Source organism: Metabacillus niabensis, assembly GCF_902829255.1.
In the GTDB taxonomy this organism is placed as follows: Bacteria; Bacillota; Bacilli; order Bacillales; family Bacillaceae; genus Metabacillus; species Metabacillus niabensis.
On record NZ_CADEPK010000224.1, the window covers coordinates 1 to 12,877 of the forward strand.

Here is a 12,877-nt window from a genome sequence, read left to right on the forward strand (position 1 = left end):
CACCATAACCATTTATCTTTAAAACACAAACATATCCATACTTTCCTCGAAAGGAGACATTTAATTGGTTAGCCTTATTAATGATTCCTTTTTGGGAATAGAACTCTCCATTCAATAAGCTCTTTACAAAAGAATCCTTTAACAACTCCTGCTGATTTGCCAACTCCCTTTTCAATGTATCGTTATTTGCTATCAGTGTTGCAATATTTCCATGTAAAAAGTCATATTCGTTTTTGTGTTTAGATAAATCTGTTCCGATTTGCTCCTTCACCACATTTATTAAGTTATGAATTGGAGTACTATTTCGGTAGGCAAGAAATAAACAAAGTAACATTCCTATCATTAGAGTGGTACAAGTTACTACGAACGTGATTTGTTTAATGGTTTCTGCTTTTTCCATTAAAGCCTGCTTCGGTATGCCCGCTACATAATGCCATCCGTTGAAGTCTGAGTGTAAAGATAATAGGATGGTTTCATTTTCTTGATTTACTGACCGGCTTTTCTCATTTAATTTTTTAACTACTTTTTTCGTACTATCCTCACTAATCCCCATCATTGTAAGAGGATTTCCTTCTTTATCTGCAATAAATGTCCATCCTCCATACTGCTTCGATAACTCTTCTAAAAGATTTCCAATTTTCTTCTGATTAATTATTATCACTACAGTTCCCAACGGTTCGTTAATACTATTTAAAGGTAGTGATTGTACATAGGTTACTACAGAAAGTTCTTTACTATCACTAGTATATTGGCGAACAGGAATAACTTCTCCTTGATGATTTCTCTCCAAGCTTTTCTTCCATTGGTCAAAGGAAAGATCATGATAATGATAAAGATCATAGAAATGATCTAATCTAAAAAAAACGTAACCATCCTTTAAAATAACTTGATCATTTTTTAAATAGATATAAAAGTCCTCTATAAAATCATTTGTATGTGCATAGGTTGAAATATAGCGTGATGTCTCACTCAGGCTATAGAGATTTATAGAATTAGGTTCTGTTCCTGTTATTAGATGTTGATTAAAATCGTCAACGAGTGTTAGTTGTTTTGTAAATCTTTCAACCTCCAACAATCTGCTTTCTAAAATATCTTTACTCTTCTTTAAAATCAACATGCTCGACTCGATTGAACTTTTCTTTGCAACATCCATCGATACTTGGTAAGACACTATTCCAGTAATAAGTGGCAATAAAAGAATAACCAGATATGATAGTAAGAACTTTCTAAAGGTTTTAGTTGTTTTACTCATTAAATGCAAGAACGTCTCCTCCTATCATAAAGATAGCGCTCTCGAAAATATTGCTATTTTAAGTTTGTAATCCTAAAAAAATCAGGGCCATTACCGTTCTGCTATGATAGTCTTTTTCATGTGACTTAGAATGTAAGAATGCTTATTTTGTCCAAATATAACCTTTTCACTGTAAAATAAGGGACCATATCGTGGTCCCTTATTGTCTAATTAATGCAGTGAATCTTAAAGAATTCTTTTTCCCTTTCAGGTAACAAGGTGATGGATAATTAGGAGTTTTTTCGTGAAAACCTAACTCTATTCCAAATTTCTAAGATACTTGTCATTTTATGTTCTTTTAATAAAATACTTTTTCCCTTCTTGTGTATCGAATGAAATCCTGTTATTAGTACTTACTTTAATAGGTATAATCTGTCCATCTACAGTCACTTCAATGGATGGTTCAACCACTACGTGACACGGTCCTCCTAAATGGGAGTAAATTTCACCACTTTCAAATTCATTATTTTCCCACTTAACATTCACTTCAAATCCTCCACGTGCACGTAATCCCTTCACATATCCATTTGCCCATCCAGAAGGAAGAGCAGGTAATAGATGAATTTCACCGGTATGTGATTGTATCAGCATTTCAGCTAGACCAGCTGTAAATCCAAAGTTTCCATCAATCTGAAATGGAGGGTGTGCATCAAAGAGATTTGAATAAACACCACCCTTTTGATAGTTGAATTCATCCTCTTTCACGAGCTGAAGAAGATTAGAAATTAATTGAAAAGCCCTATCACCATCCTTAAATCGTGCCCACAAGCAAATTTTCCAGGCTAGACTCCACCCTGTACCATTATCCCCCCTTCGTTCAAGAGATTTTCGAGCAGCATTGAACAGTTCACTACTTTCAGAATCCTTCAGCTGGCGACCAGGATAAATTCCAAAAAGATGTGAAACATGGCGATGATGGTTATCTTCATCTTCCCAATCATTTACCCATTCTTGAAGCTGTCCATAGCTACCGATTTGCATTGGCTGTAATTTATCACGAGCAGAAATTAATTCATTACGAAAATCCTCATCTATTTTCAATACTTCTGCTGCCTCAATGCAATTAGTAAACAAATCCCAAATTAAGGACATATCCATTGTTGTTGCCATACTTACTGCAGCAAGTTTTCCCTCTGTCGTCATAAATTTATGCTCAGGCGAGGTAGATGGAGCAGTAACCAAAATTCCGTTCTCATCTTCGATTAACCAATCCAAACAGAAAAGAGCTGCTTCTTTCATAATCGGATAGGCAGTTTCCCGAAGATAAGAATGATTTTTTGAAAACGTAAAATGTTCCCAAAGGTGCTGTGATAACCAAGCTCCTCCTAATGGCCAAATAGCCCAAACAGGGTCACCATATCCGTAGTCACCGGCTGGAGCAGATTGACGCCATATATCTGCATTATGGTGTGCTGTCCACCCCCTGCACCCATAATTAACGGATGCTGTTCCCCTTCCGTTTTCTGCCAATTCTTTAATATAGTTCAATAGAGGTTCATGACATTCGGATAAATTACAGATTTCAACTGGCCAATAATTCATTTGAGCATTAATGTTTAAAGTATAGTTGCTACTCCATGGAGGTCTTACCTCTCGATTCCAAATTCCTTGGAGGTTAGCAGGCTGTGTCCCTGGTCTTGAGCTTGCAATCATTAAATAGCGTCCATACTGAAACAACAATTCCACCAACTTTGGATCATTTGCACCATAATGCAATACCCATTGATCTGTGGAGAGATTTTCCGGAGCAATTGCGGGTCCTAAATCGAGCTCAACCCGATCGAATAATGACTTATAGTCTTCAGTATGAGAATGTCTTAACTCTTCAAAAGATTTCGTCATTGCTTTCTCTAGAAATTTCTTTACGGCCAAGGAAGGGTTCTTCCCCTCTTTCCCTGGAGATTTTTCATGGCCGTTAAAGCTAGTCGCAGCACTGAAGTACAGTGTGACTGCTGTAGCTGCAGTCACATGAAGACCGTCATGATCAATATGAATAGAACCATCCTCCAATTTTACACCTAAGCGTCCTTCAAATTTCATAGCATTCGAAGTATCTATGTCCCCATATATGATAGGATGATCCGTGCTATAATAATTAGGATCAACATGCTCTGGACAAGTTCCGCTAAGCACAAGCTGATTTTTGTCTTGAGCAGTATTAAATCTTAACGAACTCCCAAGATTTGCTGAAAAACTTAAAAAGCCTTGTTTACTCGATTTAAGTTGAATAGCAATAACTTGATCCGGAAAGGAGGCAAACATTTCACGTGTATAGTGGACATCACCAATCTTATATTCCACATGACTCGTGCCTGTTTTTAAATCAAGGCTTCTCTGATAGGATCGAACAGGTTCTCCATGGTAAAATTGAAGGTACAAATCCCCTAATGGAAGATAGGATTGTGTAAATGGCCCCATCATCTCTTTACATAATTGATCTGCTTCTATATATTTCCCAGCAAAAATCAGCTCTCGAACCTTAGGAAGCACTTCCTTTGCCTTTGAATTATTAAAATCTTTTGGTGATCCTGACCATAATGTATCCTCATTTAATTGCAAATGCTCTTTCTCAATTCCTCCAAAAACCATGGCACCGAGACGACCATTACCGAGCGGAAGTGCTTCATTCCATGACTTAGCTGGTCGATTATATTGTAGTTTCATAATAAATCTCTCCCTTTTAGCATCCTACAATCTTTACTAGTGGATTTTTTCATCAATCATTTTAATATTTTCTATCGCATAGTCTTGGTGCGGTTGTAAGCCCATTATGTGAGATGGAGTTTAACTTCATCATTTCTTGAATTAAAAGGTGACTTGTTTGAAGTACTACTCTCACTAAAAGTTGCTAGAGAAAACCTTAAAAATAGACAACAACTATTATTTCATTCTGCCCCTCACCATTTCCACCTTTTTTGATAACGCTTACAAATATATTTAAAAAAACTAGTAATCTTTGAAAATTCGTCAGCAAACATAACCTCTTGCTGAGAAAACCAAATTACTTTTTGTTATCTCTCTTGATACCGCTCCTTAACCCATTAATTAAGACACATTTTTACGGCCAACCAGATTTTTCTACTTTACTAATTACTGATTGATTGTATAGTAACTTTATGATCGATTCACCTCCATAAGGATATAACAAGAAGTTATCATCATGTTATCGATAACATGATGATAACCCAAACTATTCGTTCAAGTCAATTAAAATTGAGGAAAATTCTTAAAAAAATAAAGTGACTATATATTACAGAAATTTATAATACAAAAGCTTTTGCTGAACGTCATTAGGGTTGCGTTAGATGCTTGAAATCAATACTTTTTAATTTGTGTTATCGATAACATTACTATCTTGCCTATTTAGGTTAAATAATCTAAAATATGTAGATAGTCAAAGTAATGTTCGGGAGGATTCCTATGGTAACGATTTATGACATCGCCAAAAAAGCGAACGTATCAGCTATGACCGTATCAAGGGTTATTAATAAGTCAGGAAAAATCAGTGATGAAACGAAAAAAAAGGTGGAAGCTGTTATTAAAGAATTAAATTATATTCCTAATAATTCAGCAAGAAACCTAATTACGAATAAAACAAAAATCTTATCGTTAATGGTTACAGACATAACAAACCCTTTTTTCACAAATGTTGCCCGTGGTGCGGAAGATAAAGCTATGCAAATGGGCTACCAGCTGCTTTTATGTAATAGTGATGAAAATGTTGAAAAAGAAGCAAAATATATGGAAATGCTTATTTCTACTCGAACAGATGGGGTTCTGATTGCACCTGCTAATGACTCCTCAAAAAGGAATATCAGGAATTTAAGTAAGCATGGTATCCCGTTTGTATTAATTGATCGCAACATTCAAGACTTAGAGTGTGATCAAGTGCTTAGTGATAATGAAACAACTACGCGAAAGTTAATGGAGCATCTCATTTCCCAAGGGCATAAAAACATTGCGATCATTAATGGCCCTTTAGAGGTGTCAACTGCTCGCGAAAGATATCAAGCATATATTGATACATTAAAAATACACGGAATTCCACTAAACCGTAACTTAGTGATGGAAAGCGAATTTCGAGATAGTGATGTTTCTAGTGCAATACATCACCTACTAGAATTACCAGAATCTGAACGTCCAACCGCGATTTTTGCAACTAATAACTTTATCGGAATGAGTACGATGAAAACACTAAAGAAACTGAAAATAAAAGTCCCAGAAGGAATAGCTATCGTATCCTACGATGGAATACCAAATTATACAGAAAGTGAATCAATCCTAACAGTTGCAGAACAACCGGCATATAATTTTGGATATCTTGGTATCCAACTGCTAATAGAACGAATTGAAGGAACTGCTCCAGAGAAGGCAAGGAAAATTGTCCTCCCTGCAGACATTCATATCCGAGCATCTTCCATTCATAAAATCGAGTAATACTTAGTCACTCCCACAAGCATTAAGAACACTTTTTGTTAAACTACTGGTTTATAAGTGCTTTAATAGAAAGTGTTTTTTTACCTTCTCATTAGGTTAATCGTCATCTAGTCTAACAAAAATACATGTAAATCCTTACTTTACATACTCGTTGTTTCCACTTGGCCAGGTTTTATTATGAATAGGTTTTAGAATATCTAACACTTTTTCTACTAATTCAACATCCATTGGTTCTTCAGTCCAAACAATATTTTTTATCATATTTTCCTCACTTGCAGTACTGACTAGAGTTGTAGGGATTTGTTTATTATGGACGGCAAATTGGATTGCCAGCTTTGAAATATCTACTCCATGTTCTAAACAAAAATCAGCAGCTTGTTTACAAATCATCCGAATTTCTTTATCAGCGGGATGCCAATTCGCTACTGGCATCGAACTCAAAAGTCCCATTGATAAAGGAGAAGCATTCATCAAACCGGTTTTTTTCTCTTCCAACAATGGAATAAGAGATAGCAAGGAAGTATCATTTAAACAATAATGGCAATATGATAGTATAACATCTACTTCTGATTGATGAAGCACTCTTTCAAAAATTGATAACGGTAGTCCTGATACACCAAAGAAGCGAATTTTCCCATCCTGTTTCAATTGCTGTAATGCTGGAATTGCTTCCTCGATAATTTGATCAAATGAGCCAAACTCAATATCATGCAGGAGAAGAATATCTACATAATCAGTTTGTAATCTTGTTAGGCTCTCTTCCAAGCTTCCCATAATACGCTTCTTAGAAAAATCAAAATGTTTTTCCCCGTAGCGTCCAGCTTTCGTCGATAAGATAAATTTATCTCTTGAAATTTCATTTAACGCTTTACCTAATACTGTCTCGGCTTTAGTTAAGCCATAATAAGGTGAAACATCTATTAAATTAATACCATTATCAATAGCTGTATGAACAGTTCTAATTCCTTCTGTTTCATTTATCTCTCTAAAAACAGATCCTAAAGAAGATGCTCCATAACTTAAAACCGACACATCTAAACCGGTATTCCCTAATTTTCTGTATCTCACTGAATATTCCTCCGTTTTATGAGTATGCGTTGCAAAACCACCATATCTTTCATTCTAGGGTTAATCGATAAAAATCGATCGCGTTCTCCCCAAAAATCCTCGCTTCTTCACGTTCTGTTAATTTAGGAAGTGTTTGCAGCAATAGTTCATACACTTCATCATAACTTGCTGCTAGTAAACAAACAGGCCAATCGCTTCCATACATGATGCGATTAATTCCAAAGGTATTAACGATGTGATGTACATAGCTTATGAAATCTCCTTTTTCCCAGTTTGAGTGGTCTGCTTCCGTAACCATACCAGACAGTTTACAATACATGTTAGGATATTTGGCAATTTGTTCAATTTGGCTTTTCCAAGGTTCCATAGTTCCAGCTTTGATATCCGGTTTCGCAATATGATCGATAACTCCATGTATGGGGACTTGCTTTAATAAATTCAATACAGCTGGCAATTGATCCGACTTTACTAAAAGATCTATAGGTAAATCTATTTTTGAAAAATAAGAAAAGGCATCTAAATAGATTGGTTCTAAAATCTTAGTTGCATCCTCCATATCTTGAATCATAATCCGTATGCCAACAAACTTAGTGTTTTCTCTTAATCTATTAAGTTGTTCTTTATAAAATGGATTTTCTATATCGACCCAACCAACGACACCAGCTATCGTTTCCGACTCGTTACTAAGCGCGAGGATAAATTCTGTTTCTTCTAATGTTGGTGCAGCTTGCACGACAATAGTTTTATCAATTTTATGTTTTTCAAGATGTGGTTTTAAATCCTTTTCGAGATAATCGCAATATAGTTTCGGAATATCTGGCGTTATCCAGCCATAATCATTTCTGCTTATTTTCCAATAATGCTGGTGAGAATCAATTCGCATAATTTGTTATCCTTTCTTTAAGGTAATCTTTCAATAAACTGATTTGAGCAATTGATGTATTTTTACAGTTCCACGATAGCTTTTATAACACCCTCTTCAGGCTTTAACCATTCTTTAAAGGAATCTATTATTTGATCAAACCCTGACCGATGAGTAATGTAGTCACCTACATCGATTTGCCCGTTCTGAATAGCATTTATCACATAATGAAAGTCCTCATTTATAGCATTGCGACTTGCCATTAATGTCAGTTCCTTTGCATGAAAATCCGGATCTGAAAAAAAGATATCTGTTTTTATCAGACCTACAAAAACCAATTTACCTCCATTTGCTGGATAACGGAATGAATCTGTCATCGATTTACTATTCCCAGTTGCCTCAAAGACAATCGTCGGCATATCTCCACTTGTAATATCCTTTAATGCATCCATTGGAGATTGTAACGCATTGATGATGTAATCGACATTTGCCCACTTTTGGCAAAATTCTAATCGTTCTTGATTAATATCCATAGCAATTACTCTTGCACCTACCTGTTTAGCTAATGACATAACCCCTAAACCAATAGGACCTGCCCCAACGACAAGCACAAATTCACCATTTTGAATTTCTGCACGTCTTACAGCATGTGCACCAATACTTAGAGGTTCAATAACAGCAGTCTGATCCAATGATAACCCTTCCGTTTTAATTAAATGACTGTACGGTACAGATATTTTTTCACGCATCCCCCCATCTATATGAACGCCCAAAACGTTCATATGTATGCAACAATTTGTCTTGCCTTTCCGGCAAGCAATACATTGCCCGCACCCTAGATAAGGAATAATTGATACTAGGTCTCCCTCTTTTAATCCAAATGAATTTTCATCAATTGAATCAATAATTCCTGCTAATTCATGACCAAGAATCCTTGGGTATTGAAAAAAAGGCTGATTCCCCTTAAATGCGTGTAAATCTGTACCACAAATACCAATTCGTTTAATTGCAACAATTGCTTCTCCTGGTTTTTGAACAGGTAATTCTCTTTCGGTTACTTTCAAAACATTAGGCTGTACACAAACAATAGATTTCATGTTTTTCCACCTTTTTAGTAATTTTAGAAATAATTTACCCTATCTTAAACATCGTGTTACCGATAACATTAAGATAACACCCGATAATTCAATAAGTCAATACAAATTAAACAGGATAATGTTTATTCAAACCATTTCAAATTTATAACTAAAAAAGCGACCACGAAGGGTCACTTTTTAGCGAAAAATATTATTTTGGAGAAGTAGTTAGCATCAATAAATTGGTATTTCTTTGCTAGTCTTATTCTTACTATTAAAATGACTTTCTATACCAAGGTAACCTAAAAGTGGAACACTATTAACTGAATAAGGCCCTTTGAAATTGCTAGTGTAAATCCCCGTTCTAGATTGTTAGAGAAACGACTTTGTAACAGGTTCTTGCTTCTTGAATAATCATTCCTCTGGCATCCATATTTTAAAATTACCGCTCAATGCCAACAAACTAAAAAAGTACAAACAATTGTCATAGTATCTACGATTACCGGTCCGTACAGGAGTATTCCAAAATAGCTCTACACATTTCTTTGCATGATGACCTGTTGTAGCAAGTGATGCCATAGCATTTGAAGCGATAAGACCGACAGGATGAAGTGATTTTTCTTCAAACGGTTCTCCGGAAATTTTATAGCGACGATAATCATCAGGATCTTTATCTACAAAAAACTGTTGAATTCTTTCATTTATTTCTATCGGACATTGTTCATCTTTAAACCATTCATAATCTAAGCCAATGTTGCAAGCTACTCGGTAAGAATCACTGAAAAAATGTCCATATCCATTTTCATTATTTGGAGTTCCATCATAATATGCATACTCTGGTGCTAATCCTGTAACAGGATGACAGGCAATTTTTAAGTACTTTCTACTTGCGTCTGCTGCTTCTTTCCAAAATTGTCGATCTTCTTGATATGCCCATAATGAAAACAGCTCATAAAAATGTGGTAAATGATAGGAAGGATCAGTAAATTCTACATTTGGAATAAACTTTATCAATTTATTCTCAGGATTCCACATCGGAAACCCTTCTCCTTCTTCTCCTTTATGAATACAGGTTCTCAGTAAGTCCCTTGCATGTTGTCCGTAATTAAAAATTCCCTCACCATCACCCCAGCGGTGGGAGGCAAAAAATAACGACAACGCGAAATATTCTTCTCCATCTGGTGCTGGTCCATACGAACGCTTTGAACCATCTGGGTTACAAGACCAAGCGAAATAACCAGCATTCTCTCCTTCTGACATATACATGTTTTTATATGTCCATTTCCATAGACGGTCAAATGTGTTTTTTTGATCCATTTGAACAGCCATCATCATTCCATAAGACATACCTTCTGTTCGGACATCTAGATTTCCAGTATCTAGTATGTATCCTTCATCTTTTCCAACTTGATAATAGATTTGCGTATCAGGATGCTGCTCTGAAAAAAGTTTATTCCATGTATCTTGTACTCTTTCATTAATAGCTTCATCAGAAAATCCATATTCTCGCAAAACGTTTCGATAAGTTCTGTTATATAATAATGACGTGTTCAACATTTTAATTCCTCCCATCTAAACTTTATTTATCACATAAACAAAGTATTTGCAAATTTATCCCTTTTTTACAAGTTCACTAGCTAATAGATGACTAATTTCATTGTCCCCTTTATATTGAACCCAATCAAAAAATGCAGGTGTACTACTCGCTTTTCCATTTCCTGTTGCATATAGACCAAGACATACTCCGGTAAATACACTTCCATATCCGCCATTTTCCTCTTTAGATAAGGATGCCAACTGGCTTTTCCCTAGACACTTCCATTCTTCTCCTTCTTCTGCAAATCTAAAATGGTAATCCTCATCATCAGACATTATGCTTAATTTAATTCTTTTATTTTGAAGTAAACTACGTGTCATTTCTTCTGTATGTCCCTGAATTGTTTTTAATGCAACAACTACTCTCTCTCCATTTACTTGTTTAACCGCGATTTCATAATGTGCGTTTTCATTTAACCTAACTGATAAACCAGCTTCTTCACCATCATTTTCAGGTTCAAACTCAAGCAATGCACTCAATTCCATCTTAATGTGTTTCTGTGGTTTACAAATAAATGTCGGCGTGCCTTTTTCATCACTTAAATTATCTGGTCCACCATGCAAACTCAACCACCCTTTGCGATCAGTTAAGGAGTAGTTTTTCTCACATTTAGCTCTAAGATGAAACCAAGTTAAATCAAGCCTATCCTGTTCAAAATCATCTTTATCTAGAAAGAATTCCTCTAATTTATAATTTCCAGTCAGATTCGTTGTTTCCATAACACCATTAACAATCCCCTCATTGTTATCAATCATTGGCCAGCCATCTTCTGTCCAATTTATAGGGGCTAAAAACGTCTCTCTTCCTAAAATCGTATATTTTTGGTTAACAGGGCGTGTCCCAAGAAAAACAGCCCACCAATTCCCATTAGAATCTTCAACAAAATCAGCATGCCCAATGTTTTGTATTGGATGATCGTTCATTTGATTATGTGTCAAGATTGGCGTATTTAACATTTCAAAAGATCCATAAGGCTGGCTACTTTTCGAGATGATCGCTCTGTGATCTTCTCCTGTTCCACCACATGCACAGAGTAGATAATAGATTCCCCTTATTTTATATAAGTGTGGGGCTTCAGTCCATTGACCACCATCTCCATTCGATATGACAACCGGAGAAGTTAAAGCCTCACCTGTCTGAATATTGATTTCATATTGAATAATATGTGATTCATACCCAGCACCATTTTGAACCGTTACATAAACCTTTCCATCATCATCGAACATGAGAGATGGATCAATATTCCCGTATGGAATTTTAATCGGATCTGACCAAGGACCTTGAGGGTCTGTTGCTGTTACATAAAAATTCCCCGTACCTGATACGTCAGTCGAAATTAAATAAAATGTACCATTATCATATCGCAAAGTCGGTGCATATAAACCGCCAGAGCTTCTGCTATTTCTTAGGTTAACTTGACTATCTCTTGTTAGTACACTACCGATTTGCTTCCAATTAAGTAAATCTTTACTGTGGAAAATTGGGATTGCAGGAAAATATTCAAAAGAGCTAGTTACTAAGTAAAAATCATCTTCTCCTACTTTGACGATACTTGGATCTGGATAAAAACCAGGTAAAATCGGATTAAGATATTTCATCCTCTACATCTCCTTCATTCATTTGTACTAAATAAAATCGTTCAAAATTTTTCTTGCCTCTTATCTATTAATCACTTGCCAAAAGGATTGCTTAGGCTGATGATGTTCATCGAATAATAAAGGCCAGTTTTTTCTTCCACGAACAGGAAAATCATCGAGCCATGTGTAATCATCCGCTGCTCCCCAGAAAGTAACGGACGTAATAACGTCTGAATACTCTCTAAATAATTCAAAAAAGCTGTTGTAGCGCTCGGTTTGCTTGATTATCATTTCTTGTGTAGGAACTTTCACATCTGTTCGTTTATCGTCCACATCATATACAGAAACATCCATTTCAGTAATATGAATTTGTAAGCCTAAAGAAGCATAGCGCTCTATGGCTACTCTAATATGATCCAAACTAGGACTATATATATTCCAATGTGCCTGTAAACCAATTCCGTGAATCGGTACACCTTTCTCTACTAAACTTTTTGTCAATGAATAAATTTTTTCTCTTTTTTCTGGATGTGATTCATTATAATCGTTATAAAACAGCGCTGCATTAGGGTCTGCCAAATGAGCATATTCAAAAGCTTTATCGATGAAATCTTCGCCAACAATGTCCTTCCATTTAGAATCTCTTAAAAGGCTAACTCCAGTATCAGCAACAGCTTCATTCACAACATCCCAGCTATAAATTTGCCCTTTGTATCTTTCCATTACGGTAGAAATATGGGTATTCATACGTTCTAAAAGGGTGTATCTATCAGCGATTGTTCCTTTTTTAGTTTTGAAGACCCAATCAGGTGTTTGATTATGCCAAACAAGAGTATGCCCCCTAACACTTTTATGATTTTCGTTAGCAAATGATAGAAGCTGATCTGCTTTATCAAACGTAAAAGTCCCCTCTTCAGGTTGCAAGCTTTCAAACTTCATTTCATTTTCTGCTGTTAAACTATTAAAATG

Annotated in this window: 9 protein-coding genes; 1 reads left to right on the forward strand and 8 read right to left on the reverse strand. The window is 35.7% G+C overall.

The genetic code is table 11. The features are described from left to right. Positions 1 to 1,261: cache domain-containing protein (locus tag HU235_RS14520; RefSeq protein ID WP_174880647.1), on the reverse strand; the 1,261-nt coding region annotated here is incomplete at its 3' end. 318 nt (positions 1,262 to 1,579) lie between these two features. Next, positions 1,580 to 3,955, reverse strand: a complete 2,376-nt coding sequence (locus HU235_RS14525; RefSeq protein WP_174880648.1) for a glycoside hydrolase family 95 protein — start codon at positions 3,953 to 3,955, stop codon at positions 1,580 to 1,582. A gap of 756 nt (positions 3,956 to 4,711) precedes the next feature. Between HU235_RS14525 and HU235_RS14530 the strand changes: the two genes are divergently transcribed. Beyond that, positions 4,712 to 5,728 carry a LacI family DNA-binding transcriptional regulator gene (locus HU235_RS14530; protein WP_174880649.1) on the forward strand — a complete coding sequence of 339 codons (1,017 nt, stop codon included), beginning with the start codon at positions 4,712 to 4,714 and terminating at the stop codon, positions 5,726 to 5,728. Between the two features lie 135 nt (positions 5,729 to 5,863). Here HU235_RS14530 and HU235_RS14535 read toward each other — a convergent pair whose 3' ends face one another. From HU235_RS14535 to HU235_RS14560, 6 genes are all read right to left on the reverse strand, one after another. After that, on the reverse strand, positions 5,864 to 6,796 hold the full coding sequence (locus tag HU235_RS14535) for an aldo/keto reductase (protein WP_174880650.1): 933 nt from the start codon (positions 6,794 to 6,796) through the stop codon (positions 5,864 to 5,866). A gap of 49 nt (positions 6,797 to 6,845) precedes the next feature. Beyond that, complete coding sequence (locus HU235_RS14540; RefSeq protein WP_174880651.1) at positions 6,846 to 7,679, reverse strand: amidohydrolase family protein; 834 nt, start codon at positions 7,677 to 7,679, stop codon at positions 6,846 to 6,848. A 62-nt stretch (positions 7,680 to 7,741) separates the two neighbouring features. Then, positions 7,742 to 8,755, reverse strand: coding sequence for a zinc-binding alcohol dehydrogenase family protein (locus tag HU235_RS14545; protein WP_174880652.1), 1,014 nt, complete (start codon positions 8,753 to 8,755; stop codon positions 7,742 to 7,744). Between the two features lie 393 nt (positions 8,756 to 9,148). Then, positions 9,149 to 10,291 (reverse strand): glycosyl hydrolase family 8, encoded by a 1,143-nt coding sequence (locus HU235_RS14550; RefSeq protein ID WP_174880653.1) that lies wholly within the window; start codon positions 10,289 to 10,291, stop codon positions 9,149 to 9,151. A gap of 54 nt (positions 10,292 to 10,345) precedes the next feature. Further along, entirely contained in the window at positions 10,346 to 11,929 is a 1,584-nt protein-coding gene (locus HU235_RS14555; protein ID WP_174880654.1) for a glycoside hydrolase family 43 protein, read from the reverse strand. A gap of 60 nt (positions 11,930 to 11,989) precedes the next feature. Beyond that, positions 11,990 to 12,877 (reverse strand): endo-1,4-beta-xylanase (locus HU235_RS14560; RefSeq protein ID WP_174880655.1); only part of this gene is annotated, 888 nt, incomplete at its 5' end.

Bases quoted from the DNA above. Each gene is read 5' to 3' on its own strand.
- HU235_RS14525 (WP_174880648.1), bottom strand. From the start codon at position 3,955: ATGAAACTACAATATAATCGACCAGCTAAGTCATGGAATGAAGCACTT.
- HU235_RS14530 (WP_174880649.1), top strand. From the start codon at position 4,712: ATGGTAACGATTTATGACATCGCCAAAAAAGCGAACGTATCAGCTATG.
- HU235_RS14540 (WP_174880651.1), bottom strand. From the start codon at position 7,679: ATGCGAATTGATTCTCACCAGCATTATTGGAAAATAAGCAGAAATGAT.
- HU235_RS14545 (WP_174880652.1), bottom strand. From the start codon at position 8,755: ATGAAATCTATTGTTTGTGTACAGCCTAATGTTTTGAAAGTAACCGAA.
- HU235_RS14550 (WP_174880653.1), bottom strand. From the start codon at position 10,291: ATGTTGAACACGTCATTATTATATAACAGAACTTATCGAAACGTTTTG.
- HU235_RS14555 (WP_174880654.1), bottom strand. From the start codon at position 11,929: ATGAAATATCTTAATCCGATTTTACCTGGTTTTTATCCAGATCCAAGT.